Origin of the sequence: Pseudoxanthomonas sp. CCNWLY206-1 (assembly GCF_039710385.1) — a bacterium.
GTDB lineage: Bacteria > Pseudomonadota > Gammaproteobacteria > Xanthomonadales > Xanthomonadaceae > Pseudoxanthomonas_A.
On sequence record NZ_JBDKXI010000007.1, the window covers coordinates 232,910 to 259,369 of the forward strand.

Annotated in this window: 28 protein-coding genes, 1 tRNA gene and 2 pseudogenes; 12 read left to right on the forward strand and 19 right to left on the reverse strand. The window is 61.6% G+C overall.

Annotation, left to right across the window (positions count from 1 at the left end; all coding sequences use genetic code 11):
• Positions 1-19 precede the first annotated feature (19 nt).
• Positions 20-832, forward strand: a complete 813-nt coding sequence (locus AADW18_RS16415; RefSeq protein WP_337344471.1) for a hypothetical protein — start codon at positions 20-22, stop codon at positions 830-832.
• 75 nt (positions 833-907) lie between these two features.
• Here AADW18_RS16415 and AADW18_RS16420 read toward each other — a convergent pair whose 3' ends face one another.
• The 8 genes from AADW18_RS16420 to birA all read right to left on the reverse strand — a co-directional run bounded on the left by AADW18_RS16420 (position 908) and on the right by birA (position 5,583).
• Entirely contained in the window at positions 908-1,120 is a 213-nt protein-coding gene (locus tag AADW18_RS16420; protein ID WP_337344472.1) for a CsbD family protein, read from the reverse strand.
• 175 nt (positions 1,121-1,295) lie between these two features.
• Entirely contained in the window at positions 1,296-1,430 is a 135-nt protein-coding gene (locus tag AADW18_RS16425; RefSeq protein ID WP_337344473.1) for an entericidin A/B family lipoprotein, read from the reverse strand.
• Positions 1,431-1,639: 209 nt separating this feature from the next.
• Positions 1,640-1,792: an entericidin A/B family lipoprotein gene (locus AADW18_RS16430; protein WP_337344474.1), complete on the reverse strand. Its 153-nt coding sequence runs from the start codon at positions 1,790-1,792 to the stop codon at positions 1,640-1,642.
• 154 nt (positions 1,793-1,946) lie between these two features.
• Positions 1,947-2,870, reverse strand: a complete 924-nt coding sequence (gene rocF, locus AADW18_RS16435) for an arginase (RefSeq protein WP_337344475.1) — start codon at positions 2,868-2,870, stop codon at positions 1,947-1,949.
• 89 nt (positions 2,871-2,959) lie between these two features.
• Positions 2,960-3,035 (reverse strand) — tRNA-Thr (locus tag AADW18_RS16440).
• Positions 3,036-3,076: 41 nt separating this feature from the next.
• Positions 3,077-3,754: an SPOR domain-containing protein gene (locus AADW18_RS16445; protein ID WP_337344476.1), complete on the reverse strand. Its 678-nt coding sequence runs from the start codon at positions 3,752-3,754 to the stop codon at positions 3,077-3,079.
• A gap of 93 nt (positions 3,755-3,847) precedes the next feature.
• Positions 3,848-4,618 (reverse strand): type III pantothenate kinase, encoded by a 771-nt coding sequence (locus tag AADW18_RS16450; protein ID WP_337344477.1) that lies wholly within the window; start codon positions 4,616-4,618, stop codon positions 3,848-3,850.
• Positions 4,615-5,583: a bifunctional biotin--[acetyl-CoA-carboxylase] ligase/biotin operon repressor BirA gene (gene birA, locus AADW18_RS16455; RefSeq protein ID WP_337344478.1), complete on the reverse strand. Its 969-nt coding sequence runs from the start codon at positions 5,581-5,583 to the stop codon at positions 4,615-4,617. Before birA ends, AADW18_RS16450 begins: the two co-directional genes overlap by 4 nt.
• A 347-nt stretch (positions 5,584-5,930) precedes the next feature.
• Between birA and AADW18_RS16460 the strand changes: the two genes are divergently transcribed.
• Positions 5,931-6,236: a hypothetical protein gene (locus AADW18_RS16460; RefSeq protein ID WP_337344479.1), complete on the forward strand. Its 306-nt coding sequence runs from the start codon at positions 5,931-5,933 to the stop codon at positions 6,234-6,236.
• Positions 6,203-6,990, forward strand: a pseudogene (locus tag AADW18_RS16465) (M90 family metallopeptidase). The gene AADW18_RS16460 and the pseudogene AADW18_RS16465 overlap by 34 nt, the downstream one beginning before the upstream one ends.
• Positions 6,991-7,108: 118 nt before the next feature.
• Here the strand turns inward: AADW18_RS16465 and AADW18_RS16470 are convergent.
• The 3 genes and pseudogenes from AADW18_RS16470 to AADW18_RS16480 form a co-directional block, all read right to left on the reverse strand.
• Positions 7,109-8,557 (reverse strand): sensor histidine kinase, encoded by a 1,449-nt coding sequence (locus tag AADW18_RS16470; protein WP_337344480.1) that lies wholly within the window; start codon positions 8,555-8,557, stop codon positions 7,109-7,111.
• A complete protein-coding gene (locus AADW18_RS16475; protein WP_337344481.1) occupies positions 8,557-9,243 on the reverse strand; it encodes a response regulator transcription factor in 687 nt (228 codons plus the stop codon). The genes AADW18_RS16470 and AADW18_RS16475 overlap by 1 nt, the downstream gene beginning before the upstream one ends.
• 167 nt (positions 9,244-9,410) lie before the next feature.
• Positions 9,411-9,599, reverse strand: a pseudogene (locus tag AADW18_RS16480) (hypothetical protein); the annotation flags it as partial.
• 12 nt (positions 9,600-9,611) lie between these two features.
• Here AADW18_RS16480 and AADW18_RS16485 point away from each other — a divergent pair.
• Positions 9,612-9,749, forward strand: a complete 138-nt coding sequence (locus AADW18_RS16485; protein WP_337344563.1) for a hypothetical protein — start codon at positions 9,612-9,614, stop codon at positions 9,747-9,749.
• A gap of 153 nt (positions 9,750-9,902) precedes the next feature.
• Here AADW18_RS16485 and dusA read toward each other — a convergent pair whose 3' ends face one another.
• From dusA to AADW18_RS16515, 6 genes are all read right to left on the reverse strand, one after another.
• Positions 9,903-10,883 (reverse strand): tRNA dihydrouridine(20/20a) synthase DusA, encoded by a 981-nt coding sequence (gene dusA / locus AADW18_RS16490; RefSeq protein WP_337344482.1) that lies wholly within the window; start codon positions 10,881-10,883, stop codon positions 9,903-9,905.
• A 496-nt stretch (positions 10,884-11,379) separates the two neighbouring features.
• Positions 11,380-12,933, reverse strand: a complete 1,554-nt coding sequence (locus tag AADW18_RS16495; RefSeq protein ID WP_337344483.1) for a bifunctional diguanylate cyclase/phosphodiesterase — start codon at positions 12,931-12,933, stop codon at positions 11,380-11,382.
• A gap of 325 nt (positions 12,934-13,258) precedes the next feature.
• A complete protein-coding gene (locus AADW18_RS16500; RefSeq protein ID WP_337344484.1) occupies positions 13,259-14,599 on the reverse strand; it encodes a thioredoxin family protein in 1,341 nt (446 codons plus the stop codon).
• A 623-nt stretch (positions 14,600-15,222) separates the two neighbouring features.
• Positions 15,223-15,753, reverse strand: a complete 531-nt coding sequence (locus tag AADW18_RS16505; protein WP_337344485.1) for a hypothetical protein — start codon at positions 15,751-15,753, stop codon at positions 15,223-15,225.
• A gap of 209 nt (positions 15,754-15,962) precedes the next feature.
• Positions 15,963-17,027 (reverse strand): S8 family serine peptidase, encoded by a 1,065-nt coding sequence (locus AADW18_RS16510; RefSeq protein WP_337344486.1) that lies wholly within the window; start codon positions 17,025-17,027, stop codon positions 15,963-15,965.
• A 123-nt stretch (positions 17,028-17,150) separates the two neighbouring features.
• On the reverse strand, positions 17,151-17,972 hold the full coding sequence (locus tag AADW18_RS16515; protein WP_337344487.1) for a hypothetical protein: 822 nt from the start codon (positions 17,970-17,972) through the stop codon (positions 17,151-17,153).
• A 720-nt stretch (positions 17,973-18,692) separates the two neighbouring features.
• Between AADW18_RS16515 and AADW18_RS16520 the strand changes: the two genes are divergently transcribed.
• The 3 genes from AADW18_RS16520 (at position 18,693) to AADW18_RS16530 (ending at position 20,505) form a co-directional block, all read left to right on the forward strand.
• A complete protein-coding gene (locus AADW18_RS16520) occupies positions 18,693-19,061 on the forward strand; it encodes an L-rhamnose mutarotase (RefSeq protein ID WP_337344488.1) in 369 nt (122 codons plus the stop codon).
• Positions 19,062-19,071: 10 nt separating this feature from the next.
• Positions 19,072-19,434, forward strand: coding sequence for a GFA family protein (locus AADW18_RS16525; protein ID WP_337344489.1), 363 nt, complete (start codon positions 19,072-19,074; stop codon positions 19,432-19,434).
• 210 nt (positions 19,435-19,644) lie between these two features.
• Complete coding sequence (locus AADW18_RS16530; RefSeq protein ID WP_337344490.1) at positions 19,645-20,505, forward strand: SDR family oxidoreductase; 861 nt, start codon at positions 19,645-19,647, stop codon at positions 20,503-20,505.
• Between the two features lie 141 nt (positions 20,506-20,646).
• Here the strand turns inward: AADW18_RS16530 and AADW18_RS16535 are convergent, their stop codons facing one another.
• Positions 20,647-21,015, reverse strand: coding sequence for a low affinity iron permease family protein (locus AADW18_RS16535; protein ID WP_337344557.1), 369 nt, complete (start codon positions 21,013-21,015; stop codon positions 20,647-20,649).
• 150 nt (positions 21,016-21,165) lie between these two features.
• Positions 21,166-21,750, reverse strand: a complete 585-nt coding sequence (locus AADW18_RS16540) for a DUF892 family protein (protein ID WP_337344491.1) — start codon at positions 21,748-21,750, stop codon at positions 21,166-21,168.
• A gap of 197 nt (positions 21,751-21,947) precedes the next feature.
• Here AADW18_RS16540 and AADW18_RS16545 point away from each other — a divergent pair, with 197 nt between their 5' ends.
• The 5 genes from AADW18_RS16545 (at position 21,948) to AADW18_RS16565 (ending at position 26,025) form a co-directional block, all read left to right on the forward strand.
• Positions 21,948-22,370 (forward strand): MmcQ/YjbR family DNA-binding protein, encoded by a 423-nt coding sequence (locus tag AADW18_RS16545; protein WP_337344492.1) that lies wholly within the window; start codon positions 21,948-21,950, stop codon positions 22,368-22,370.
• Positions 22,371-23,243: 873 nt separating this feature from the next.
• Positions 23,244-23,660, forward strand: coding sequence for a YciI family protein (locus tag AADW18_RS16550; protein WP_337344493.1), 417 nt, complete (start codon positions 23,244-23,246; stop codon positions 23,658-23,660).
• Between the two features lie 54 nt (positions 23,661-23,714).
• Positions 23,715-24,128: a VOC family protein gene (locus AADW18_RS16555; protein ID WP_337344494.1), complete on the forward strand. Its 414-nt coding sequence runs from the start codon at positions 23,715-23,717 to the stop codon at positions 24,126-24,128.
• A 71-nt stretch (positions 24,129-24,199) separates the two neighbouring features.
• The gene (locus AADW18_RS16560) at positions 24,200-24,631 is read left to right on the forward strand and encodes a YciI family protein (RefSeq protein WP_337344495.1); all 432 of its coding nucleotides are present in this window, start codon (positions 24,200-24,202) and stop codon (positions 24,629-24,631) included.
• A gap of 122 nt (positions 24,632-24,753) precedes the next feature.
• Positions 24,754-26,025, forward strand: coding sequence for an RNA polymerase sigma factor (locus AADW18_RS16565; RefSeq protein WP_337344558.1), 1,272 nt, complete (start codon positions 24,754-24,756; stop codon positions 26,023-26,025).
• The last annotated feature ends 435 nt before the right edge of the window (positions 26,026-26,460 follow it).

Consider the following 26,460-nt stretch of genomic DNA (forward strand, 5'->3'; position numbering starts at 1 on the left):
CACCCAGGAGAGCGCCCTTATGTTCCGGAACATTCTGTTTATCGTCGGTTTGTTGGCCACGGTTGGATGCGCCCCCGCATCCGCCAGACCGTTGGTGGACGTCGCAGTGGTCGATCGCGACAGCGGCCAGTGGTTACCGCAGTATCCTCACCGCGGCGATACCTGGGTGGCGGGAATGCCCGGTCACCGCTACAGCGTGCGCTTGACCAACACCACCGGCGAGCGAGTGCTGGTAGTGCTGTCCGTGGATGGTGTCAATGCGGTCACCGGCCAAACCGCCGCCGCCTCCCAGGCGGGTTATGTGCTGGCGCCCTGGGAAACCACGGAAATCGCGGGCTGGCGGAAATCGCTGGATGACATCGCCCAATTCGTTTTCACCGACCTGGGCGACAGCTACGCGGCCCGCACCGGACGCCCGCGCAACGTTGGCGTCATCGGCGTAGCCGTGTTCGAGGAAGCGCGGCCGCGCTACTACGCGCCCGCGGCGCCACCGATCGCGCGCGGCTATGACGGACGCGAGCGCAGCCTGGGTGAACGTAGCGCTTCGGCGCCTGCCGCCACTGCCGACGCCATCGCCGAAGAATCGAGTGCGAAATCGGCTGCCCGGCAGAGCATCGGCACGGGACATGGGCAGCGGGAATGGTCGCCCGTGGGTCGTACCGATTTCTCGCGCGCAAGCCGCAGCCCGGCCCAGCTCACCCAACTGCGCTATGACGACCATCATCGGTTGATTGCACTGGGCGTCATTCCGCGCTGGCGCGACCGTTCGCGTTTCCACGACCGGCCGGAAGCATTTCCTGAAGGCTTCGTGGCGGATCCACCCCGCCGTTGAGCGTGCCCAATAAACAACGGGCCGTAAGGCCCGTTGTTTTTCTGAAAGAACCCCGAGGTCTATACCGGGGTGTAATCAATGCCTATCGCTTTTGAGACTCCGTTCGAAGTCACGGACTTCTTTGTCTGCCCGGTCGCGGTCCCAGCCATAGCGCTCTTGAAGTTTGCCAGCGAGATATTGGGAGTTGCCTTCGGCGACGTCGAATACATCGTCGGTCAGGTCGCCCCATTTGGCTTTGGCCTTTCCTTTGATCTGTTCCCAGTTACCGGCAATGATGTCCTTGTTCATGGAATGTCCTCACGTCTCGCGGTGGAAAGTGCCGCACGTGCAGGATCGCAATTGTCGCGTTTGGCAACGATCAATGTGGCGTCAATTTCGTATTATCCTTTGCGGTCTCCGCCAAACCCTCAAAAAAAAACGGACTGCCAGTGGCAGTCCGTTCTTCTGAGACGATCCGCGCACTTTATTTGCTGGACGCGTCTTCCACTTTCTCGCCAACCTTTTGCACATCCTTGCCGAAGCCGTTGACCGTATTGCATCCGGACAAGACGGCGATCGAAAACAGGGCCACCAACATCAACGCTACAGTACGCTTCATAACCGACTCCTCTGGACTATTCGCTGGATCAGGTGGAAGCCCCGCTCGGCGGTCATGACCGCGGCGACACGCTTCCGCACCGGCAGCAAGTCTGATTAGAACATGCTGCATCGCAGCTGACCATCGCCACCCCGGATACGGGAAAGGGCCGGTCGCCCGGCCCTTTCATGGCAGTGCCCGCAGGCACCGGGATCAGGAGCGAAGGGCTGTCAGCACTTACCGTCCTTGCAATCCTCAGCCTTGTCTTCCACCTTCTCGCCCACCTTCTGGACGTCCTCGCCCGCGCCGGCCATGGTGTTGCAGGCGGACAGTGTGGCGCTCGAGAACATCGCCATCAACAACAAAGCGATCGTACGTTTCATGTTCGACTCCTCTGGTGGTGGGACAGCATCCGCGCCTGCGCCGCCTTCCGCGGCCACACGATTGCGGCTTGTCTCCACCATGCTGAGAAGACTGTTCAAGGGACGTGAATTTCGCCTCGACGCGTTCAGTCCGAACTCAGCCGGCCGTGGCTTTTCAGTCCCGCATCAACGTGGATTTTCCAAACAGGCTTTCCACCAGATCGACAGTGAGTTTGGCGGTGCGATTGCGACGGTCCAGCACCGGATTCAACTCGACGATATCCAGTGATGACATGCGACCGGTATCGGCGATCATCTCCATCACCAATTGCGCCTCGCGATAGTTCGGTCCGCCGGGCACCGTGGTGCCGACACCCGGCGCGATACTGGGATCCAGAAAATCCACATCGAAGCTGACGTGCAAATGAGTGTTTTCGTCCACGCCATCCAGTGCGGCTTCCATCGTGCGCTTCATGCCAACTTCGTCGATGTAGCGCATGTCGTAGACGTCGATCGCGTGATCCTTGATCAGTCGCTTTTCTTCCGGGTCCACCGAGCGGATTCCGATCTGGCGGATCATTGCAGGCGTGATCGCCGGCGCATCGCCGCCCAGCCGGGTGAGCGCTTCAGGGCCGATGCCGCACAGGCAGGCCACCGGCATGCCATGGATGTTGCCCGACGGGGTCACCTCGCTGGTGTTGAAGTCCGAATGCGCATCCAGCCACAGCACCCGCAACTGCTTACCGGTCTCGCGGCAGTGCCGGGCGACGGCAGTGATGGAGCCGATGGCCAGGCAATGGTCGCCACCCAGCATGATGGGCAGGCGGCCTTTCTGGAGCTCGGCATACGTTGCCTCCATCAGCCCGAGATTCCAGGCCACCACTTCGTCCAGATGCCGGTATCCCTGTACCGGGTTCTGCCAGGGATTGCGCGGACCTTCGACATTACCGGTGTCCACCACATCCACGCCGCGTGCCGCCAGCGCCTCGCCCAAGCCGGCGATGCGCAAGGCATCCGGTCCCATCCGCGCACCACGATGACCGGCACCGACGTCGGTCGGCACACCGATCAGGGAAACGGCGGGGAACACACGGCTCATAAGCAGGCTCGGCAAACAGACCAGGGGAGCAGAGTCTAGCCGCGTCCGCATGACCGGACTGTGGCGCTGCAACATGGCAGCGAGGGATTTGGTGCCGCTTATCCGAATCGAACGGATGACCTACCGCTTACAAGGCGGTTGCTCTACCAGCTGAGCTAAAGCGGCACATGGAAGACCCGGCGCCGAGCCCGGCGCGGGCGGAGATTCTACCGCAGTGCGGCGCAATCGAGCGATTGCGGCACAGTCCCACCCACCTGCGCGGCCCATCCGGCGGGATCGGCCGCGGCTGTGGCGCCTACATCCAGCCACCACCTGGAGGGAGGAGCGCGACCCGCCGGCAGCATCTGCACGGGGAATCCTGCCGCCTGCAGCGCTGACAATCGGCGTTCCGCGCTTTCGCGGCTGCGATATCGGCCCAGGGCGATGCTGTTGATCTCTTCGCCACTGTTCATGATCAGAAAATCGTTGAAGCCGGCCGCGCCGATCCTCTGCGCATTGGCTTGCGCTTCTTCCCGGGTGGCCGCGGGAGGCAGGACGATGCGATAGCCGCTGGCGCTGACACCCGGCACTTCACGCAGTTTGGAACGCAAGATCTGCGGCCGTAGTTTTTCCAGCGCCGCACTCGCGGCAGCGGTATCGACGAAGGGCCCCACGCTGAAGCATGCCTGCGGTTCGGCCGGTGCTGCCGCGGTAACGGCGGGCGATAGCGTATCTGAGCCGGGCGATGCTGTCTTCGCCTGCGGTTCTTCGACCAGCTGCAGGCGCGCTACGCCTGCCGGCAGTTCCGGCGGAAGCGGCGGTTCCGGTACGGGGCGAGTAATCCACCACGCGGCTACGCCCAAGTTCAGTACGAACAGCAAGACGATCAGGGCGCGAATCAGCATGCGGCGATTCTAGGGCCTGCTAACGCTATTGGGATAGATCACGCTGCAACTCAGCGATTGCAGGACAAGAATGAGAAGAATGCGTGCCGCGCGTCATGGACAGGGCGACTGCGATGGCAGCCCAGTGCGCGGGGTACCCGCGCGCGCCCATTGCGCCAGTCCTTCGAGCACCAGCGATGGCGCGTGTTCGGCAGACGCCAACTGAGGCAGCAAAGGTTCGGCGCCTCCGCCATGCAGCAGCAAGGTTGGCTTATCGCCCAGCAAGATCGTGGCCCGTTGCAGGCTGCGCTCCACCAGACCCAAGGCAGCTCCGTCGCAGCCGGAGGCCAACGCGTCTTCTGTGTCGCCGGCGAACTCGTGGTACTCGCCGCCCTGCGCGGGAAGGTGGCCAGCAGCACGGTGCAGCGCTTCGCGCATCAGTCGCGGCGAAGGACCGATGCGGCCGCCGTGATGCCGTCCCTGCGCATCCAGTAGATCCACCGTCACTGCGGTACCCACCCCGACGACCAGCCATGCCCTGCGCGCGCGCGCGCGCGCCGCGATGAGGGCCAGGAAACGGTCCACGCCCAACTTCGCCGGATTTTCATAGGCAATGCGAACACCGGCGAAAGCGCGCTGGGTGCGGGCGATGGAAATACTCCGGAATCGCGTTGTCAGGACGTCCAGCACCATGGCGGTCAGCCCTGGCGAAGCCGCGCTGGCCAAGCAGGCCGAAACCTCCCGTGTGGGTAACGCGTCATCCAGGGCAGCCGCGAATGTGGATTCATCGTGTCCCAGGGCAATGATTTCGCCCATGCGGCCGTTTTCATCCACGACCGTGCATTTCAGCCGCGAGTTCCCCAGATCGAACAACCAATGCTTCATTGTGCCCTCACACTGATTTCCCCTGCATGCACGTTGCGCGTCTGCCCGCCCATGCGTACTCGCAGCGCGCCATCGGCGGCGATGCCTTCCGCGAAACCTTGCTCCGTTCCCGCGGCGGAGTGGATCATCACCTCCCGCCCCGCCAGCGCATCGAGGTGGGCATAACGCGACAGGAAGGGTGCCAGTCCTTCCTCGTCGAATTGGTCCAGCACCGGCAGCAACTGCGTCAGCACTTGCGCGGCAATGGCATTGCGTGACGGGAGCGAGACAGCCATGCCGGCAAGATCAATCCATGGTTGGTCGATGGTCACGGCGAACGCCTCCGGCATCCTCACATTGATGCCAACGCCGATTACGGCACGGACAGGACCGCCGTGCTCACCGCCGCCCTCCACCAGCAATCCGCCGAGTTTGCGCCCACCCACCACCAGATCGTTAGGCCACTTCAGACCGACATCGGCGAATCCCCTCGCCCGCAGCGCCTCCGCCACGGCGACGCCGGCAACCAGGCTCAGTCCACCCAAGCGTGCCAGCCCCCCGGAAAAGTGCCGGGCAATGGAAAGATAGAGATTGGCCGCGACCGGCGATGCCCACGCACGCCCACGCCGGCCTCGCCCGCCGGTCTGCTGTTCTGCCAGCAACACCGTCGCACCACCCGCTGGCGTCTGGCGGCGCAGCAGTTCGCTGTTGGTCGAGTCCAGCGCCCACGCCACCTCCAATGCAGAGATGCGTGGACGAAGCTCGGACGGCAGCAAGTGGATGATGTCGTCGCGCTCCAGCAGTTCCAGCGGATCCGCAAGCGCATATCCCCGGCCCGGCTGGGCTTCGATCCGCACACCTGCCTCACGCAAGGCTTCGATGCGTTTCCATACGGCGGCGCGAGTCAACCCGGTTCCCTGCGCCAGCGCATCGCCGGTGGTCGGACCTGCGGCCAACCGCAACAGCAGCTCGCGCTCGCCGCTCATGGGCAACCTTGGGCCCGAGGGGGAAAAAAGCAGAAGGCAGGCAATATGGGGGGCATCAGCATGCATCGCATTATGAAGCACGGTCGCCTGCGGCTCGGCGGGTATCGGGGCGGGTGTTCGGCAGGCGGTGCGGTTGGCAGCGGACCTCCCGTGCCGCCCCTGAAGTGGTCATTCTCAGGCAGGCCTGGTTCGCTGCGTCGCAGCAGCGCCGCGGGAAAACGCCTCGCCTGAGCGAAGTTTTGGCACGTCTGGGCGCATCGGCGGGCCGGTTCATGCCGACGGTTCGATTTCCGGCTATATTCGCCCAGCTTCCACTGGTGGCCGCACCTTCTAGGATGGAGTTTCCGATGCTTCGCGCCAGCTTCGCTCTGCTGCTGATTTGCGCTTCCGCAACGGCTCTGGCTCAGAGCGGGCGCGGCGTGCAGACCAATGCCACCAATTGCCAGGAAATCGCCGACAAGTCGGTGGAAAATCCCTTACCGGTAGAAAGTCGCCCCAGGGCAACGGCGGTGCGTAACAAATACGCACGGCCTACCGCCGCTGCAGCCGCCGCTCTTCCGGCATCCACGCGTGGCGGCGGCGGGGACGATAACGCGCTGCCGCGTTCCCGAGGCTCCAAGTGGCACAGCTTCCTGCCGGGCATGTTCCGCTGATACGGTGTTTGGTCTGCTGCGGCGGTTCGGCCGTTCCCCGCCCCCGATAGATTCCTCGCTCTGGCAGCAAGTCCGCGCGGCAACCCCGTGGCTGATCGCACTGGATGCGGTACGCGATGGCGCCTTGCAGGTGTTGAGCGCTCGTTTCCTTCATCAAAAAACCATTACCCCCGTCGCGGGACTGACGCTGGATGCGGCGCAACGCATCCAGCTGGCGGCGTTGTGCTGTTTGCCGTTGCTGGAGTTTGGCGAATCCGGATTGCGCGGCTGGTCGCAACTGATCGTTTATCCGAATGCCTTCCGCGTGCATCGCAGCCATACCGACGCCGCCGGAGTGCTGCACGAATGGGAGGACGACCTGGCTGGCGAATCCTGGGGTGCCGGGCCGCTGATCCTGTCATGGGAAGACGTACAGGCGGATTTGGCGGAACCACAGGAAGGCTTCTGCGTTGCCGTGCACGAAATGGCGCACAAGCTGGATGCACTGGATGGCGAGATGGACGGCACACCGCCGCTACCGCGCGAATGGCACCGCCGCTGGGCCGATGACTTCCAACGCGCCTACGACCTCTTCTGCAACGAGGTGGACGCCGGCCGAGAAACGCTGATCGATGCCTATGCGGCGGAAGCACCCGAGGAATTCTTCGCTGTCGCCAGCGAATATCATTTCTCCGCACCGGCACTGCTGCGAAAAGCCATGCCGGAAGTCGCCGCGCACCTGCGGCGTTTCTATGGGCCACCGCCGTTCTTGTAGAGCCGTAGCCCGGATAAGGCCGCAGGCCGCATCCGGGTAAATGCATGATCTCCATGACGCTCGCCCCGGATGCGCTTCGCTTATCCGGGCTACGGCGCTACGGCGCTTATGCGTAATCCTACAAACCTTGCGGCAGCTTGACCTCAAAGCGCGCACCGCCGAGTTCCTCGGACCGCCGCACATGCAGCTCACCGCGATAGCCGCGCACCAGATCCTGCACGATCGCCAAGCCAATCCCGTGGCCCTGCACACGTTCGTCGCCGCGGACGCCGCGTTGCAGGATATGCGCCACATCGTCCTCGGCAATGCCGGGGCCGTCATCATCAACTGCAAGCAACAGGCCGGCGCGACGATTGGCGACGGCGGCACCCGGGCGTGCGGTCAACAGCACGCGTGAACGCGCCCACTTGAACGCATTCTCCAGCAGGTTGCCCATCAGTTCCTGCAAATCGCCGGGTTCACCGTGGAAGCGGGCTTTCGGATCGATGTCGAACTCGCACAACACACCCTTGGCGGCGTAGACCTTTTCCAGGCCGCGCACGATTTCCTCGGCGTGAGGTTCGATGGATACGGGGGCGGCGAACAACTTGTGTCCACTGGAAGCCGCACGCGTCAATTGATACGAAACCAAGTTGTTCATGCGCTTGAGTTGGATATCCAACTCCTCTCGCAACGTTTCGCTATCGACGCCGGCATCCAGCTGCGTGCGCAACACGGCCAGCGGCGTTTTCAGACTATGCGCAAGATCGGCCAGCGTATTGCGTTGGCGGTCCAGGTTTTCGCGCTCGCTCTCGATGAAGGCATTGATGCTTTCGGTCAATGGCTCCAGTTCGCGCGGATGGCGCTCACTCATCCCGGAAGCTTCGCCACGTTGCACCCGGGTCAATTCGCTGACCACGTACTTCAGCGGGCGCAGGCTCCAGCGCAGTACCAGCATCTGCAGTAGCAGCAAGATCAGGCCGGCGCTGCCCAGATAGACCCACAAAGCCCCACGGAAGACGCGTACTTGCGATCGCAGGACCTGCGCATCTTCGAGCACATAGATCGTGTAGGGGAATTCCGGATTGTTGCGCCGGGCCGGCCAGACAAACCCGATGCCGTAGCGGTAGACGGTGCTGGATTCGCCGTTGAGCCGGGTAATCGGCAGCGGTCCTTCGAATGATTCCTCCATCGGCCCCAGCAACGGAGATTCCGGCAGCACCAGTCCCAAGGTGGAGGTGGAACTCCAATAGCTCTTCGGCAGCACGACTTCCGCGTAAAGACCGCTGTCCAGCATATCCAGGCGCGGATCGGGCGGGACATCCAGCGGAATGACTTCGCCGGCGCGATCGAAATCGAGCTTTTCGGTATAGGCCAGGGCGTAGCTGCGCAACCGCTGCCGCTGATTCTGCTCAGCGGTGCTGACGAAGGCCCGGTCAAGCGCGTAACCGGCCAATGCCAAGAAAGCGACCAGTCCAAGACTGGCCGCCAGCAATTGGCGCGTGCGCAACGAACGCGGACGCCAGCCGCCGAATCCTCCGCGGCCGGCGGTCCTCGTCGGCTTATCGACGCCCTTCCCCGAGGGCATTAGTCCTCGTTGCTACGCGGAATAGCGAACCGGTAGCCGCGGCCACGCACGGTTTCGATCGGCTTCAGTTCGCCATCCGGGTCGAGTTTCTTGCGCAGACGCCCGATGAAGACTTCAAGCACGTTGGAATCGCGGTCGAAATCCTGCTGGTAGATGTGCTCGGTAAGGTCCGCTTTGGAGACCAGTTCGCCGGCATGCATCATCAGGTATTCCAGCACCTTGTATTCGTAGCTGGTCAGATCGACGTTGCTGCCATTGACGCTGACGGTCTGTGCCGCCAGGTCCAACGCCACCGGGCCGCATTCCAGCGTCGGCTTGCTCCAGCCGGCGGCACGACGCAGCAGTGCGTTGACGCGCGCCAGCAGCTCTTCCACGTGGAAGGGCTTGACCAGGTAGTCGTCGGCGCCTTGTTTCAGGCCTTCCACTTTGTCCTGCCAGCTGGAGCGCGCGGTCAGGATCAGCACGGGGAATTTCTTGCCCTCGTCGCGTAGCGCCTTGATCAGCTCCATGCCGGACATCTTCGGTAGGCCCAGGTCGATGATGCCCACATCGAAGGGAACTTCACGGCCCATGTAGAGGCCTTCCTCACCATCCTGGGCGGCATCGACGGCGAAGCCTTCGCGCTTGAGGCGCGCGGCAAGGGTTTCGCGCAACGGCGCTTCGTCTTCGACCAGCAAGATACGCATGGACTCTCCTTGAGTGAGTGCTGGCGGCCAATGGCAGCCGCTTCTGCTTACGCAGAGGATTCTACGTAAGACTACGGGTAAGAAGGGTTATCGCCGCGTGCAGGCGATTCACTGGGAATATCGCGACGAGGACGCACAGGCGAATCGCTGCGGCGCGAGCCTTGCGCGTCATCCATGTAACGCACGCGGCCACGATCATCCACATATTTGACTCGATTGATGTCCCGACCATCGAACTGTACGCGTTCGGCGCCAAGCACCTGTCCACCGGTGGTTCGCTGCACTTTGCGCACCGACTCGGACAACGAGTTGTGGTTGCCGCGGCCGCCTTCCGAGCGGGGCATCGCCCGCTCCTGTGGCGGCGGCATATGGCCGTTTCCCTGCGCCTGCTGGGCCTCCACAACGGGGGCGCCAGCCGTCAGCGCAACGGCTGCGACAAGGGCGGCAAACAGAGGGAGCAAGGAGAAACGGCGCATAACGGAATCGTAACGGATTTCACGATCTGAAACTGAACGGAACCCGAAACACCTCTAGCGAATGGACGCAAAGTCTTGAGTCCAAGCAGTGAATCCGATCTGAACTTATCCACAGCCCGGCCGTCGACGTTCAGCTTTCTGAACCTCGCATTCACGGCGCAACCAACATCTCGCCCGGATCGCTTAGGCGGCGGGGCGCAGCCGCGCTGAGGTCACCGCAAGCGCTTCCTCGACCAGGCCCCAATGGGCACCGGCTTTATGCGCGCCCTCACTGAGCACCTGACGAAAGGCACGGCCTCCTGGCTGACCATGGAACAATCCCAGTACGTGCCGGGTCATGTGCTTCAGCGCGACGCCTTTAGCGAGCTGCATCTCCACGTACGGACGCCAGGCGCGCAGCAATTCCGCACGCGTGCGTGGTTCACCGCCGTAAAGCTCGACTTCCAACAAGTGCAGCAGATATGGCTCGTGATAAGCCGCGCGACCCAGCATGACGCCATCCGTGAGACGCAGGTGTTCGCGCACCTGATCCACCGAGCCGATACCGCCATTGATACCGATCGTCAGTTCCGGACGTTCCTGCTTCAACCGATAGGCCCAGTCGTAACGCAGCGGCGGTACCTCGCGATTCTCCTTTGGCGACAGTCCTTTCAACCAGGCGTTGCGCGCATGCACGAAGAAGATGCGGCAGCCTGCCTCGGCAACGGTATCGATGAAAGCGCGGAAGCGATCGTATTCTTTTTCCTCATCCACGCCCAAACGGCATTTGACCGTCACCGGAATCGGCCGCTCGGAATCGGCAACAGCCGCGATCATTGCCGCAACGTTATCAGCCACGAGCGCCGGCTCCTTCATCAGACAAGCGCCGAAACGTCCCGCCTGTACACGGTCGGACGGGCAGCCCACGTTGAGGTTGATCTCGTCATAACCCCATTCCTGCCCAATGCGCGTCGCCTGCGCCAGCAGCGCGGGCTCGCTACCACCCAACTGCAATGCCACCGGATGTTCGCTATTGTCGAAGCCAAGCAGCCGATCACGATCACCATGGATCACCGCCTGCGCATGCACCATCTCGGTATACAAACGCGCGTGCGGCGACAGGAGCCGGTGAAAGACCCGGCAATGCGAATCCGTCCAGTCCATCATCGGAGCGACGGAAAGCATCAAATCGCCTGCGGAATAACGCTGGCGAGGCTCTGAGGGTGATACTGCGGAATTCTTTGGATTATCCATGTCGCGATTTTCAGGCGTTTTCGGGGCGCTTCGCCCTATGTGGTACTGCGGCATATGCTACATGGGATAGGTGTGGCACCGACGGGCACCATTATCACCTGGCGCAGTAAGTGCCGCACAACAGAGCGTTTACGGCACGATTATCCAAGGAGCGTTGGAACAACAGCCGGCCTATCGGTAGCCCTGCCCCGGAAATCCTCGGACAGATACCTGGCGCAGCTTGGGCGCACCGCGTGCATAAAGAGTATTCATCTGGCAACTGAAGCTAATACTTATCCGGACCCTTGGCAGCGGCAACCTGGGGGTCCAGGAGCCGGCACGATAGATGGAGCCGAAGCATCAATACACAGTTGGATCGCGATACCGCCGGATCGGACGTTGATCTAGCGAACACGAGCAATCCGACGAGGCGCAATCCGGAGCGAGATTACTCGGCAGTGAAGCTCGCCTGAAACGCTCGCCGCTTCGCCTCGTAGCGATTCGCGATAGCAGGAATATCGTCAGGCGGGCTGGGGCGCCCGATCAGATAGCCCTGGATTACATCGCAGCCAGCTTCCGCCAACAGCGCCTGCTGCCCCACGGTTTCCACGCCTTCTGCCACCACTTTCAGATCAGTTGCCTTGGCCAGTGAAACGATGGCCGAAACGATCGCCATATCCTCGGCATCATTCTCGATATCACTGATGAAACTGCGGTCCACCTTCAGCTCGCGTACTGGCAACCGCTTGAGATGCGAAAGACTGGAATGCCCTACGCCAAAGTCATCCAGTGATAGATTCACCCCAATCGAGGACAACTTGCGCAGGACCGCCATGGTCAGCTCGACACTGCGCATGGCATTGGATTCGGTAACTTCCAGTGTCAGATCGCAAGGATCCAGATCATAGCGCTCCAACACGTCGCAGACCGTGTCGAAGAAGCAGGGCGAGGTCAATTGGAATATCGAAACATTGACGGCAACATTCCAGCCCACGATTTGCTCATTGCGCCACCGCTGCAGCTGGTGGCCTGCGGCGTCCAACACCCATGCGCCGATTTCGCCAATCATGCCGGTCTTTTCCGCCAGGGGAATAAACTGATCGGGTGGGATGACGCCATGCTTTGGGTGGTTCCAGCGCAATAGCGCTTCCACGCCTTGGATGCTACCCGTGCCCAGGTCTAGCTTGGGTTGATAAAGCAAGAACAGTTCGCTATCGCGGATCGCCTTCCGTATGTCGCCGATCATCAGTTCGATCTCGATGCCCGTGGCGTTCATCGAGACCTCGAACAGGCTGTGACGATTCCGCCCGGATTCCTTCGCGCTGCGCAGCGCCAAACCGGCGTTGGCCAATAGCTCGCCACGACCACGGCCTTCTTCTTCCGCCGCAGCCCCGATGCTCGCCGTGATATGCACTTCTCCACCTTCGAGCAGAAATGGCTTCTGTATCCGTTGCAATACTCGTCGTGCGGACACCGTCAGCTGATCCGGATCTTCCACGGAAGTCAGTATCGCGAACTCATCCCCTTCCAACCGGAACACCATATCTTCGTTGCCAGCCGCCAGGCGAAGGCGATCAGCTACCTTACGGAGCAAGGTATCGCCGGCGGCATGCCCATATGCCGTATTGATCACGCGGAACCCATCGATACCGAGCACCAGTAACGCCGCTCGCCGGTGACTCTGAATCTGCAATCGCTGCTGCAGGACTATCCTGGTAGGCAATCCAGTCAGAGCATCCTGCGACCAGTTGCTCGAGTTCTCCGCACCTGCACGGCTTGGCCGTACATCTACAGACATGAAAGCAGATAGCCGTTCTGGCAGGTTACTACCGGGCAACGCCATCATGATCAACAGCAACAACGACACCACTACTACGAACACTGCCATGGCGCCGAGGAACGGCTCGACGTGCCCTGGTCCAGGGCCGAACGCGAGGAATGTCGCCGACAGGATCAGCTGAGTATCCGAATAGGCCCATAAAACAGCATTTGCGATCGTCATAGGGATTTCCTTCGCCCATCACAACGGGTTCGTGGTTCGACGGTGCGTCTTCGTCCATCGACGCACGCTCATCCAGCGATCAGGAGGAACGACGGTTAGTCGTTAGTCGGAACGCAATTCTTGTTCGTTGGTACAGGCACGCCCATACAACAACTACGAATCGCTACGGCGCTGACGACTGGCGCGGTGGCGGTGACTGAGGCACCACAACTCAGGATGCGGCCCAATTCAGCGCTCTCCGATTGTTGTCGACACGCCGCGCCTCGCAGCTGTTTGCCACGCATATGCATGCAGTTTTCGGATCGCGACAGCCTTGCGCGAGGAATCAGTTTTCGCTTTCCAGCACGTCCCGCACAAGGTTCATCGTCAGTACTTGCGGCAGCAGGACAGTGGCCTGGTCGTCCATCCCTCGATACAGCACATACAGCGGTACGCCGGGGGCATGATGCCGTTCCAGGAATTCGCCCACAACGGGATCGCTATTGGTCCAGTCTCCCTTCATGTATAGCGTCTCTGTGCTGCGCAGCAGCTCCTGGAATCCAGCCGTACCCAGAACCGTTTGCTCGTTGGCAATGCAGGTGATGCACCAGTCGGCGGTGATGGACACCAGCACGTTGCGACCTTCCTTACGTGCCTGCGCAAGGTCGCGAGGGTGATATACCGTGGCTCCCTGCATCTGCGAAGGTTTGGTGCCGGAATCGGTGGGTGCCGGCATGCGGTGGACAACGACTATCGATGCCAGGCTGGCTGCGATAACCGCTCCGCCCAGCCACTTACGCCAAGCGAGGCTACGCCAGCGGGCCTGCTCGTAGTGCCAGAGTCCGAAAGCGAGAACGACGGTTCCCGTCAGGATCACGGCGACAGCGTCAATGCCCCGCTGCTTGCCTAACAGCCATACCAGCCAGACCGCGGTCAGGAACATGGGATACGCCAGCACCGTCTTGAACGTTTCCATCCAGGCGCCCGGGCGCGGCAGCAACCGTGCTGCCCCTGGCACGAAGCCGATCAGCAGGAATGGTAGAGCCAGTCCGAATCCTAGTGCCAGAAACACCAACAGTGCGGCAAACCAGGATGCGGTGAATGCGTAAGCCAAGGCCGGACCCATGAAGGGCGCGACGCATGGACTAGCGACCAGGCAAGCAAGCGCACCAGTCCAGAAATCTCCCGCGCGGCCGGGCTTGTTCAACAGCTTCTGACTGGCATTGCCCAAGCCGCCGCCGAGCGTGCACAAGCCGCTCAGGCTCAGGCCAACGGCCACCATCACCAGTACCAGTATCACGACAAACGCCGGCTGCTGCAGCTGGAATCCCCAGCCTAATGTATTGCCGGCGGATCGCAGCGCTACGACGGCCAAGCCGATCACTGCAAAGGAACTAACCACGCCTGCCGTGTACCACAGCGCATGTCCGCGAGCCTGAGAAGGATGGCTGCCGCCATCAACCACCGAGAGAACCTTCAGTGACAGCACAGGCAATACGCAGGGCATGAGGTTCAACACAATGCCGCCCAGCAAGGCGAATCCGAGGACCGTCAACAATCCACCCGGATCACTCACGGCACCCGCTGTCGCCGCGGCTGCCGGCGATGCATACGTAGCACTGCTTGCCAGCGCAAGCATCAACACGCACCACGCAATAGGTGCGGCACGATATTTGTGAACTCTCATTTTCAATCCGGATCCAGAAGCGAAGAGCGAGTGACACGGAAGGCGGAAGCCCTCCCAACCTGAGGAGGAGCAACGGGTGACACCCTGGCGTTGGATGAGAGCGGATCGAAGCCGGCCAGCTGGGGAGGGGAGAGCCAACAAGTTCGGTGCCCGCTCTCATCCGATGCCTAATCGCAGAAAAGACATCTCTGCACAGGAGAGGTCTTTTCCACGGCTGCAGATTAGGCCGCACACGCTTTGTAGACCATGCAACTAGTACGAAAAATACTTACTGAGCGCACGTGCGAACTGGGCATCTCGCTTTGTCCGGCGGTTCTGTTGCCGCCCTCGCAGGAGGGGGAACGGCGCTACGCCTTTTCCGACATTCCGTCGATTCCGTAACAGTGCTGCCGCATTCACCGCAGCTCACCGACTGAACGACGACCGCTGTAGGAGCGCCACCCCGGCAGGTAGGAGCGGCGTCTCGCCGCGAGCTCTTCCTTCAAACTGCGATGAAAGCGAAGAGCTCACGCCGGGGCGGCGCTCCTACATCATTTTACCGGTGCTCTTACGTCACCATTGATCGCGGTCTCGTGTTCTATGTGTTCCCCAACATGAGAAGCACCAACGACGTCACGCGCCCCTTACTCAGCCGCAGTGAAGACATCGATGAAAGGTGTTCCAGGTACGTAGGAAAAATACACTGCCTGCATATGCACGGCCTCAGGCGAGTATTGGAAACCCTGTTTATAGGTCACTACGAACGAAGCGTTGAGGCCGTACTGCCCTGAGCTGTTTTTTGCGTAGTGGAACGAGTGTTCCTCGTCTCCAGCTTGGATCGCCGTTATCGTGGCAATCGGGTGGTTCGGATCCGTGTTGATGTAGTTGGGATACGGAAAGAGATAATGATCTTCTTTATTGACCAGCCCATGGGAATGGACCATCACGTCCTTGCCTTCGTGGGCATAGACGAAAGTGGCACCACCATCAATGGTTGTTGGCAGTTCCTCTGCGCTGAAACGACCCGTTCCTGTCAACTTGTAGCGGATCGTCCATGGGTTGGCCGATACGACTTCCGCGGTGTACGCAGGATCGCTGGTAAAGCCATTATTGAGCGCGGCTTGGGCAGGCGCCACCAGAATCATTGCCAGCAGCGCGGAGAATAGTATTTTCATAGTGCTTCCTCATGTGTTCGTGTGTTGATGGTTGTCCCGTGGCGAGATGACGTACATCCGCTTGGATGGCTCGCGAGTAGAAGCCGATATCGTCTGGGAGAGAGATCGTTGTTGGTTGCCGTAGAACTTGATGAGATCGAACGGATCGATGGTCGCGAGGTTTCCCTCGCGACTTCGATAAGTTCCTTCTGTTCTATCCGTGTGACGAATTAGCGGATGATTCCCAGCACGCTGACATCAGCGAACGCGCTTTCCCCGTGTACAAGGAGAAAATAGGTCCCCGCAGCGGCATTCGTGATCACGACCGCTTCGCTATTGCCGGGTTTGCTCGACTTGCTGTCATAGTCCATTTGCGTCGGAGCGCGGTCACGGGCGACGTAGAGGGAAACATCGCCGCTGCCGCCATAGGTGCGCAGATTGAGGCTGGTGGCACCTGCGGGAACCACGATCTGAAACAACCTTCCTTCTCCCGTACCGCCGGTCTGGCCAGCAACCGGGATACGGTTGCTCAGCAATTCGCCTTGATCGTCGGGGATATCTTCCAGCGCCGCGAGCACAGCCGACTCAGCATCGGCAATGCCGGCACCTTGCGGCTTGCTCGTGGGTGGCGGTATGGGGAATGGACGCGCCGTCTTGCGCAAAACCGTCTTGACCTGCGCCGGGGTCAGCGCCGGCCTGCCAGCGGCGACCGCCGCGCTCTGCATCAGTGCGACGATACCTGCCATATGTGGGCTGGACATCGACGTACCCATGCTCCCGACAACGATATCGCCGGCCGGGCTGGGTTCCGGTGCCTGCATGCCGCTATTGCCCAACGAGTGAATCCAGCGCAGGTCCGGATCGGAACTGGAAGGCGTGCCACCTGGCGCGCTCAGGGTCACCGCCGGGCCATAGTTGGAGAAGGATGAGCGAGCGCCATCGGCGCCGCTGGCGCCAACTGCAATCACGCCAGCGCAGCTGGCCGGGGAATGCCCACTGGCATTCGCATCGGAGTTCCCTGCCGCGACCACCACCACCACGCCGCGACCCACGGCATCATCGATCGCTTCCTGCATCGCAGGGCTTTGATTGCAGGCAAACGCCCCGCCTAAGCTCATGTTGATCACTTCCGCCGGAGTGCCATTGTCAGGGACTCCGTCCACACTGCCTCCCGATGCCCACACGATCGCGTCGATGATGTCCGACATGCTGCCGCCACCGTGGCCGAGCACCCGGACAGGCTGCACCTTGGCGCCATGGGCGACGCCGGCAACATCCTTGCCGTTGTTCGTCACCGCTTCAGAGCAATCAAAGCCCGTCCGTTCACCATCCGGACGCGCTGCGGCGCGCTCGCAATCACGCACGCCAAGGGGCTACCGAGGCGCGGAGCTACGTCCCGCCGCGAACTCTTCGGGCTCTCAGCGGCTGTTGGCGATTCGCAGGCACTCGGCCACCACTCTGGTCGGCGAGGGCCGGCTGTTCTGGACGAAGCCCAGTGCGACAGCCGTTTGCAGATGACGTTTGTTCGCGATACCCCACACCGCCGGGATGGCACCGCGCTCGACGGCGGTATCCAGTCGTTGACGTAACTCCATTTCCGTCTTGGCGACATGAGCGGCATCGAGCGCGTCGCCGTCCACCAGTATTTTCGGGCGGCCCGCATCAAGCGCGGCGATATAGAACGGACCGTCCAGATCAATCACATCCAACGCGGTACCGAAGCCGATGACGGTCAGCCGATCCAGCACGGCGCCAAAAGCCTGGCCGAGACCCGGAGAAGCGCAGTTCTCGAATTTCAGGTCGAACGCGGCCGGCTCGACGCCTTGCCCGATCACCCACTCGGCGAGCTTTTCTGGCAGCTCTGCGTCGTTCAGCACCAGCGCGGGTGCGGCCACGGTACAGACGACGACCGCACCGCGGTGGCGTAACTCGCGCTGGAACACCAGCACTTTCGCCATGCGTCGATAGAAGGCCAGCAGATCAAGGCCCAGCCTGCGCACGATTTCGCCATGTCGGGCGGCGAGGATCCGGCCCACTTTCGGGTGCAGCAGCGCGGTGGTGATCATGCCGCGCTCACGCGCGTCCTCAACGCGCGACCATTGCGGTTCGAGGCCGATCTGCATGCCGCCGCGGCGCACCAATGCATCGGCGACGATATCTTCCAGTTCGAAAGATTCCAGCGCCGGATCGTCGATGTGTCCCGCGAACGTGCCGCGGGAGGCGGGTGAAGCCGTAGCCATGGAAAAAGCGTCCTGTTTCTGGAGCGGAAGCGCGCAGCTATCGTGGGACTGATGTCACCGATCTGCCGCCTCCTATGAGCCCAGACAGGCTACAAGGCCCTACCGATACCCCGAATAGACAATTTCCGATAATCCAGCACGGGGTCCGTTCTCACCGATATTGAGATTAATGCGAGTTAAAAAATCATGTGTGCGCCCGCTCAGGTCCAACGCTTGGTGAGGCGGGCCGCGAAGTGGCAGGAGGCTGCTGATCACGTTGTACCCGTTTCAGTGAGTTGGAAATGATCGACGCAGTGCTCGTGGCCGGCGTTGGGTTTTGCCACCAGGATCATCTTGGCGGTCCGCTCGACCAGCTCGGCTGTGACATCACCTTGCAGTGAGTCTTCCGGACGTCTGCTGCTGCGGAATGCGAGACGTGTACCCGCTACGCCACATTGTTCTTCGATCGACTTGTGGCTCGCATTAACTAGGAAGCGACCTCGCGTCACCCATTCCGCCATGAGCGTAGACGGCGGCTGTAGAAAGTCCAACGCGGCCGCAACAGCAGTCTCCCGATAGAGTCCCTGCGCGAGCCGTCGTCGAAGTTTCCGTTACCATTGCCATACGCAATCGGCAATGGAAGCGGACACGACAACAAGCTTCAATCTCAGGGCCGGGCTCCCCTGGTGAGAGGATCCGCGTTAGCATCGGTGTCAATCGCTAACCATTCGTAGACACCACATGCGCCATTGCCTTGCCCTCGATCTGCACGACGATCCCGATCTTATCGCCCAGTACGAAGCCCATCACCGAGACGTCTGGCCAGAAGTGCTGGCGCACCTGCGCGTGCACGGCGTGCGTGAGCTGGAGATCTTCCGTCTCGGTACTCGCTTGGTGATGGTGATGGACACTGACGATGCCGTGTTCGACGCTGCGGCGATGAGCAATGCCGAAAAGGAGAGCGCGCGTTTGCGCGAATGGGAAACCCTGATGTGGCACTTCCAGAAGGCGACGCCGTGGACGCCTGCCGGGCAGAAATGGACGCCTATGACTCCGATCTTCCGGCTGTCGGATGCGGACGGAGCTCCTGGCATGCAGCCGGAATATTGAAAGCCGCCCTATGCACGAAAGAGCTCAACAAAAATATTCCGGTAGCTGTCATTGCGGAGCCGTCCGCTTCGAGATCGTCACGAGCTTCCCAGAACTGACCACCTGCGATTGCTCCATCTGCAGGCGCAAGAATGCGCTGATGGTGAAAGTGCACGAGAGCGAGTTCACGCTCATCTCCGGTGAAAGCTCACTCAGCACCTACCAGTTCCACACCCATACCGCCGAGCACTACTTCTGCCGCACTTGCGGCATCTATCCGTTCCACCGCAAGCGAGTTACGCCAGATTATCTCGGAGTGAACGTGTTCTGCCTGGAAGACTTCGATCCGTCCGGCATACCGGTTCGCGCCACTGTCGGGGCAGGCATGCCATGAAGATCCGCTGGACATAGTGGTGCCGCTCCACTCCGCAGAATCTTCTCCATCGCTTTCCCTTTTGCAAGCTCGTCGATCGGCTTGTCCAGCTTGTGCTCCCCATTCTTGCGATGGCGTTGCTAATCCGGCACGCAACTTCATCCATTGAGCACGCATGCATAACGTGTGAAGCCTTAGCTTTTCCGGAGGCAATGGCTGATGGAGAGAGAAATGGCCAGCAAGAAACCCGTCAATCCGCCGCAGAAACAGGAGCGGCAGCCCGGCCGGCAGAAACTGATGCATCCGGAACCGGTCACCATTCGCGATGACTACCGCGGTAGCGGCAAACTGGATGGCAAGGTCGCGCTGATCACGGGTGGCGACAGCGGCATTGGCCGCGCGGTGGCGGTGCATTTCGCCCGCGAAGGTGCAAAAGTCGCCATCGCTTACCTGTCGGAAGATACCGACGCCAAGGAAACACAACGCCTGGTGGAAGCCGAAGGCGTCGACTGCCTTACAGTCCGCACCGATCTGTCATCGCCCGCCAACTGTCGCAGGGTGGTGGAGAAGACGGTGGCGAAGCTCGGCGCCCTGGACATACTCGTCAACAACCATGCACAACAGTATCCCGTCGAGGAAGCGGAGGAACTGACCCCGGCGCGCGTGCGCAAGACCTTCGAGAACAACCTGTTTTCACTTTTCTATTTGATCGATGCCGCGCTGGAACACCTGCCGAAGGACGGATGCATTATCAACACCGGTTCGGTCACCGGCGCGCGCGGACACCGGACGCTGCTGGACTACGCCTCCACCAAGGGCGCCATCCACGCCATGACATTCTCGCTGGCGCAGTCGTTGGCCGAGCGTGGCATCCGCGTGAACGCGGTGGCGCCTGGCCCGATCTGGACACCGCTGATTCCAGCGTCGTTCGACAGCAAGCAAGTGGCCGAATTCGGATCCGATACGCTGTTGAAGCGCCCGGGACAACCGGCGGAGGTCGCACCGGCCTATGTTTTCCTGGCCAGCCAGGACGGCAGCTTCATTACCGGCCAACTGATACACATCAATGGCGGTGGCTACATCTCTGCATAGGGCGGGCTCAGGCCCGCCATTGCGATGCCTGTGTTTGCGACGGCAATGAACGGAGTGGGTTTGAATGCCCCGTTTGCACTTTCTCGTTAACCCTCCACGCAAGCGTTTAGATGGCAATGGTGGGCCGGGGGCCCACCTACATCATTTGGCCGGCTGCGGCGTTTTCTTCCCTTCCTTGGCGCGGCGTGCGATCTCCTCGTAGTGCTGGCGGAGCTCATTCAGATCTTTTTCTTCCATTTCTTCCAAGTCCAACAACTGGTTGTTGGCGCGGCGGGTGACGCGGATCAACTCGTCCAGCTTGATATGCATCGCTTCGGTATCGCGGTTTTGCGTGTTCTGGATCAGGAACACCATCAAGAACGTCACGATGGTGGTGCCGGTGTTGATCACCAATTGCCAGGTGTTGCTGAACCCGAATAGCGGCCCGCTGATGGCCCACGCCACCACGACGAACACGGCCAGCGAGAAGCAAAGCGGCCGGCCAGTGAAGCTGGACGCGGCTTTGGCCATGCGGGTGAAGGAATTCGGCGAGGTGGACATGACACGGCTCCTGGCTTGTGGAGAAACGGATACCAAGAACGGATACCAAAAAATCTGCAGCGCAACGTGAAGACAGCGCCCGTAGGCGCTGTCGTTTTCGGTTGGCCGTCACGCCCCCACCTACATCATGCGGTCGCGCGCCTGTTCCGCGCGGGCGGCCTGCATCTTGGATTCGACGTTCTTGACCTCTTCCGGCGGCGGCAGCATTGCCGGGAAGCCCAGCGACTGTATCCACAGCTCACGTGTCCAACCGGTGGTGTGGTAGAGGTGGTGGTCCTCGTCTTTTTCCACCGCTTCATGGGCGGATTTCAGCACTTTGGCCGAGTCGGTAGTGGAGTGATTGGCGATATGGCCGATCAGCTCCCAGTTCAAGTGATCCTTGGTTTCCGCCAGCACCACGCATTCGCCCGCCACCAATTCGGCGGCGGCGGCATCGGCGCTCTCACGCGCCATCTGCATGGCCATGACCAAGGACTCGCCCAGGTGCGCGACCACCTGGCGACCCGGACTGCTCATCTCGGTGTCGATCTCCAGCAGTTCGAACACGCGCGTCAACACTTCTTCATGTTTGCGTGTTTCCTGCAGGTATTCGGTCCATTCTTTCTTAAGATCCGGATTCACTGCGCACTGAATCGCGTTCTCATAGATCTTGATGCCGCCGCGCTCGGTCTCCAGCGCCTGCAGCAGCAGTTCGCGGACTTGCATTGCATCGTATTCTTGTTCTGGCGCTTTTCTAGCCATCGTTCTGTCCCTTTGGCGAGGTTCCAAACACCTTGCGCGTGGCGGCGTTCAACAGTGGTGAAGCACCGGTTAACCACGCCATCACGGCGCTTCGCACGCAGCCTCCAGCGTTCCAACGGCGCGCACGGGCAAGGTTTCTCGGCGGCGGTTACGATGCCGCCATGAATACAGAACAACTCAAGGATTTCTGCCATCGGTTACCCGGTGCGGAAGCGACCCTGCATGGGCCGCCTGCCAACATCCTGGTGTATGCGGTGGGCGGCAAGCGCTTTGCTCACTTCAAGACCAGCCAGCCCGAACGGTGGCGTTTCAGTATCAAGGTCACGCCGGAGCGCTTCGTCGAACTGACCGATGTTCCCGGCATCAAGCCCGCACGCTGGCTGGGCCGCTACCGTTGGATCACGATCGTGGATGTGGCCCGCGTGCCTACCGCCTACCTGTCGGAGTTGGTCCGATGGTCCTACGACCATGCACTGGCCTCGCTGAGCAAGGCACGCCGTGCGGAGGCACTGAACGTTTTGGCGGTTGATGCAGGGAAAAGCTCGCGGCCGGACATGGCTGTTACCACGACAAAGACCCGGTAGGAGCGCCGTCCCGGCGCGAGCTCTTCGGGTTTGTTGCGGTCTGACGTAAAAGCTCGCGGCGGGACGCCGCTCCTACAACAGCTCGACAAAGCAAAACCAGACAGAGCGCCTTTGCCTCGTAGGAGCGCCGTCTCGGCGCGAGCTCTTTGGGTTTGTCGCGATCTGGCGCGTTTGTCGCGACCTGACGGGAGGAGCTCGCGGCGGGACGCCGCTCCTACAACAGCTCGACAAAGCAAAGACCAGACAGAGCGCCTTTGCCTGGTAGGAGCGTCGTCTCGGCGCGAGCTCTTTGGGTTTGTCGCGATCTGGCGCGTTTGTCGCGATCTGGCGCGTTTGTCGCGACCTGACGGGAAGAGCTCGCGGCGGGACGCCGCTCCTACAACAGCTCGACGAAGCAAAGACCAGACAGAGCGCCTTTGCCCTGGTAGGAGCGCCGTCTCGGCGCGAGCTCTTCGGGTTTTGTCGCGACCTGACGGGTTTGTCGCGATCTAACGGGAGGAGCTCGCGGCGGGACGCCGCTCCTACAATAGCTCGACAAAGCAAAACCAGACAGAGCGCCTTTGCCTGGTAGGAGCGCCGTCTCGCCGCGAGCTCTTCGGGTTTGTCGCGATCTGACGGGAAGAGCTCGCGGCGGGACGCCGCTCCGCGCCCCGATGGCCGTTCAGTACGCACCGTCAAAAACGCGCCGCAGCGCGTCCGGTTAGCGAACAACCCTTGTCTTCTTCGCGACCTGACGGGAAGAGCCCATGAAAAGTTTCCGCCAGCCTTGTCGATTTCCCGCTCCGCGGTTCGTCGTACGGGTAAGAGCACGCTTCCGGCTACCGATTTTCGGGCCGTCGCGGGCTTGGACTCCCTTACTGAAGAGCGCAGCCCATGCGATTCATGATCCTGCTGAAGTCCGATGCCACGGTCGAGGCCGGTACGGCACCTGACAAGACATTGCTGGCGGAGATGTGCCACTACAACCAGGCGCTGGCCAAAGCCGGCGTCCTGCTGGCAGCCGAGGGGCTGCATCCCAGCATCCACGGCGCGCGCGTGCGCTTCCACGGCCACCAGCGCACGGTGACCGAGGGACCCTTCACCGACAGCCAGACGCTGATCGCCGGATTCTGGCTGATCCAGGCCAAGTCCCGCGAAGAAGCCATCGAATGGGTCAAGCGCTGCCCCAACACCGGCGATGCCGAAATCGAAATCCGCCAGGTATTCGAGGCAGCCAACTTCTGCGATGAATTCGCAGCCGAACCGGTGGGACGGGACCTCCCGCGCACGCGGTCCGGCACCTCGCACTGACAAGCCCGCCGGGCGCCTCCACCCACCGATACACACGCGACCAAGAGAGCAATGATGATCATCAACCCATACCTGATATTCGATGGCCGCTGCGAAGAGGCCTTCAAGTTCTACGCGCAATGCCTGGGCGGCACGCTGGAAATGATGATGCCGTTCGGCGACTCCCCCGCTTGCGACTCCATTCCCGCGGACTACCGCGACAAGATCATGCACGCGCGACTGGTGGTGAACGGACAAGCGCTGATGGCATCCGACAATCATCCGGAGTATCCCTACGAAGGCGTCAAGGGCTGCTCGGTTTCGTTGAACGTCGACAGCATCGCCGAGGCTGACCGTATCTTTGCCGGACTGTCCGAGGGCGGCAGCGTGCAGATGCCGCTGGAGAAGACTTTCTGGGCCGCCCGCTTCGGCATGGCCACCGACCGCTTCGGCGTGCCGTGGATGATCAACTGCGAGCACGATCGCTAACCACGTACGAGCGCTGCCAGACGATGCTCGCGGCGGAACCGAATCCCATTGTTCAACCACTGGAGCCCACCATGCGATTCATGATGCTGATGATCCCCAAAGGCTACGAAAGCGCCGCTCCGGGCACGCTGCCCGAGGCCGACGCGGTGGCCGCGATGATGAAGTACAACGAGGAGCTGCAGAAAGCCGGCGTGTTGATCGCGCTGGATGGACTGCACCCACCGTCGATGGGCGCCCGCGTGTCATTCGGGGACGGCAAGCCGCGGGTGATCGATGGCCCCTTCGCCGAGAGCAAGGAGGTGCTGGGCGGCTACTGGATGATCCGCGTCGATTCCCGCGAGGAAGCCATCGAATGGGCCAAACGCTGCCCGGGGTCTCCCAACGAAACCATCGAAATCCGGCAAGTGATGGAGTACGAAGACTTTCCCGCCGACGTGCAGCAGGTGGTCGGGGATGGTTTCCGGGACATGCAGGGCACGCCGGCTCACCCACCGGCGGCATAAGGCAGACGACCATGCTTTCGCCCAATCATTACGAAGCCTCCGCCGCTGATACTGGCTATCTGGCCGTCGCGGGCCAGGACCGGTCACTTCCCTCCTCCGCGCCGGCGTGGTTTGATGCGCGGATGACTGATTCGGCCACGCACCGCGCCATCGACGCCGTCTGGCGTATCGAATCCGCCCGCTTGATCGCCGGCCTGGCGCGCATGGTTCGCGACGTGGGCCTGGCGGAGGAACTGGCGCAAGACGCACTGGTCGCCGCACTGGAAAACTGGCCGGAAAGCGGCGTGCCCGACAACCCCGGCGCCTGGCTGATGGCGACGGCGAAGCGCCGCGCCATCGATCGCCTGCGCCGGCATACGCTGCAAGCGCGCAAGCACGAGGAAATCGCACGCGAATTGGAAGAGGTGCAGGCCGATACCGCACTGGCGCCGGAAATCGCGGCCGACGACGACATTGGCGACGACCTGCTGCGGCTGGTCTTCGTTGCTTGCCACCCGGTGCTGTCGATGGAAGCACGGGTGGCGTTGACGCTACGCCTGCTGGGCGGCCTGACCACCGATGAGATTGCGCGCGCTTTCCTGGTGCCGGAACCCACGGTGGCGCAGCGCATCGTCCGCGCCAAACGCACGCTGGCCGAAGCGCAGGTGCCATTCGAAGTGCCGCGCAAGGATGAACTGGCCGAACGTCTCGCGTCCGTGCTGGGCGTGGTCTACCTGATCTTCAACGAAGGCTATTCCGCCACCGCCGGTGACGACTGGATGCGCCCAGCCTTGTGCGACGAAGCACTGCGCCTGGGTCGTGTGCTGGCAGAGCTGGCGCCGACCGAGCCTGAAGTGCACGGGCTGGTGGCGCTGATGGAAATCCAGGCGTCGCGCGCAGCCGCGCGTACGGGATCTTCCGGAGAACCGGTGCTGTTGCTGGAACAGGATCGCGCGCGTTGGGATCAATTGTTGATCCACCGCGGCCTGGCGGCGCTGGAACGCGCGGAAAAGCTCGGCGGTGCATTCGGCCCTTACGCCCTTCAAGCGGCCATCGCCGCTTGCCATGCGCGCGCGCGTACCGCGGAGGAAACGGATTGGACGCGTATCGCCGCGCTATACAACGCGCTGTCGCAGCTGACGCCGTCGCCGGTGGTGGAGTTGAATCGCGCGGTGGCGCTGTCGATGGCCTTCGGCCCCGCGACGGGGCTGGAATTGGTGGACCAGCTGACCGGCGAAGCCAGCCTGAAGCGCTATCACCTGTTGCCCAGCGTACGCGGCGATTTGCTCTACAAACTCGGCCGGATGGAAGAAGCCCGCGAGGAATTCCTGCGCGCCGCGACGCTCACCCGCAATGAGCGCGAAAAGACCCTCTTGCAGGAGCGCGCCGCGGCATGCGCCGCGAACGCCAATTGACGTAGAGCGGAGCTTGCTCCGCTGTTCTTGCTTCGTAGAGCGGAGCTTGCTCCGCTGTTCTTGCTTCACAGCTACGGAACGAAAAGCAGCCGAGCAAGCTCGGCTCTACGCAAAAGCGCACCCGTCTCGTAGAGCGGAGCTTGCTCCGCTGTTCTTGCTTCACGGGCACGGGACGAAGAGCAGCCGAGCAAGCTCGGCTCTACGTAAAAGCGTTTGTCTCGCGTAGAGCGGAGCTTGCTCCGCTGTTCTTGCTTCACCGGCACGGGACGAAGAGCAGCCGAGCAAGCTCGGCTCTACGCAAAAGCGTTTGTCTCTCGTAGAGCGGAGCTTGCTCCGCTGTTCTTGCTTCACGGGCACAGGACGAAGAGCAGCCGAGCAAGCTCGGCTCTACGCAAAAGCGTTTGTCTCTCGTAGAGCGGAGCTTGCTCCGCTGTT

Bases quoted from the DNA above. Each gene is read 5' to 3' on its own strand.
- AADW18_RS16415 (WP_337344471.1), top strand. From the start codon at position 20: ATGTTCCGGAACATTCTGTTTATCGTCGGTTTGTTGGCCACGGTTGGA.
- AADW18_RS16420 (WP_337344472.1), bottom strand. From the start codon at position 1,120: ATGAACAAGGACATCATTGCCGGTAACTGGGAACAGATCAAAGGAAAG.
- AADW18_RS16425 (WP_337344473.1), bottom strand. From the start codon at position 1,430: ATGAAGCGTACTGTAGCGTTGATGTTGGTGGCCCTGTTTTCGATCGCC.
- AADW18_RS16430 (WP_337344474.1), bottom strand. From the start codon at position 1,792: ATGAAACGTACGATCGCTTTGTTGTTGATGGCGATGTTCTCGAGCGCC.
- rocF (WP_337344475.1), bottom strand. From the start codon at position 2,870: ATGAGCCGTGTGTTCCCCGCCGTTTCCCTGATCGGTGTGCCGACCGAC.
- AADW18_RS16445 (WP_337344476.1), bottom strand. From the start codon at position 3,754: ATGCTGATTCGCGCCCTGATCGTCTTGCTGTTCGTACTGAACTTGGGC.
- AADW18_RS16450 (WP_337344477.1), bottom strand. From the start codon at position 4,618: ATGAAGCATTGGTTGTTCGATCTGGGGAACTCGCGGCTGAAATGCACG.
- birA (WP_337344478.1), bottom strand. From the start codon at position 5,583: ATGAGCGGCGAGCGCGAGCTGCTGTTGCGGTTGGCCGCAGGTCCGACC.
- AADW18_RS16460 (WP_337344479.1), top strand. From the start codon at position 5,931: ATGCTTCGCGCCAGCTTCGCTCTGCTGCTGATTTGCGCTTCCGCAACG.
- AADW18_RS16470 (WP_337344480.1), bottom strand. From the start codon at position 8,557: ATGCCCTCGGGGAAGGGCGTCGATAAGCCGACGAGGACCGCCGGCCGC.
- AADW18_RS16475 (WP_337344481.1), bottom strand. From the start codon at position 9,243: ATGCGTATCTTGCTGGTCGAAGACGAAGCGCCGTTGCGCGAAACCCTT.
- AADW18_RS16485 (WP_337344563.1), top strand. From the start codon at position 9,612: ATGGCCGTTTCCCTGCGCCTGCTGGGCCTCCACAACGGGGGCGCCAGC.
- dusA (WP_337344482.1), bottom strand. From the start codon at position 10,883: ATGCTTTCCGTCGCTCCGATGATGGACTGGACGGATTCGCATTGCCGG.
- AADW18_RS16495 (WP_337344483.1), bottom strand. From the start codon at position 12,933: ATGACGATCGCAAATGCTGTTTTATGGGCCTATTCGGATACTCAGCTG.
- AADW18_RS16500 (WP_337344484.1), bottom strand. From the start codon at position 14,599: ATGAGAGTTCACAAATATCGTGCCGCACCTATTGCGTGGTGCGTGTTG.
- AADW18_RS16505 (WP_337344485.1), bottom strand. From the start codon at position 15,753: ATGAAAATACTATTCTCCGCGCTGCTGGCAATGATTCTGGTGGCGCCT.
- AADW18_RS16515 (WP_337344487.1), bottom strand. From the start codon at position 17,972: ATGGCTACGGCTTCACCCGCCTCCCGCGGCACGTTCGCGGGACACATC.
- AADW18_RS16520 (WP_337344488.1), top strand. From the start codon at position 18,693: ATGCGCCATTGCCTTGCCCTCGATCTGCACGACGATCCCGATCTTATC.
- AADW18_RS16525 (WP_337344489.1), top strand. From the start codon at position 19,072: ATGCACGAAAGAGCTCAACAAAAATATTCCGGTAGCTGTCATTGCGGA.
- AADW18_RS16530 (WP_337344490.1), top strand. From the start codon at position 19,645: ATGGCCAGCAAGAAACCCGTCAATCCGCCGCAGAAACAGGAGCGGCAG.
- AADW18_RS16535 (WP_337344557.1), bottom strand. From the start codon at position 21,015: ATGGCCAAAGCCGCGTCCAGCTTCACTGGCCGGCCGCTTTGCTTCTCG.
- AADW18_RS16540 (WP_337344491.1), bottom strand. From the start codon at position 21,750: ATGCAAGTCCGCGAACTGCTGCTGCAGGCGCTGGAGACCGAGCGCGGC.
- AADW18_RS16545 (WP_337344492.1), top strand. From the start codon at position 21,948: ATGAATACAGAACAACTCAAGGATTTCTGCCATCGGTTACCCGGTGCG.
- AADW18_RS16550 (WP_337344493.1), top strand. From the start codon at position 23,244: ATGCGATTCATGATCCTGCTGAAGTCCGATGCCACGGTCGAGGCCGGT.
- AADW18_RS16555 (WP_337344494.1), top strand. From the start codon at position 23,715: ATGATCATCAACCCATACCTGATATTCGATGGCCGCTGCGAAGAGGCC.
- AADW18_RS16560 (WP_337344495.1), top strand. From the start codon at position 24,200: ATGCGATTCATGATGCTGATGATCCCCAAAGGCTACGAAAGCGCCGCT.
- AADW18_RS16565 (WP_337344558.1), top strand. From the start codon at position 24,754: ATGACTGATTCGGCCACGCACCGCGCCATCGACGCCGTCTGGCGTATC.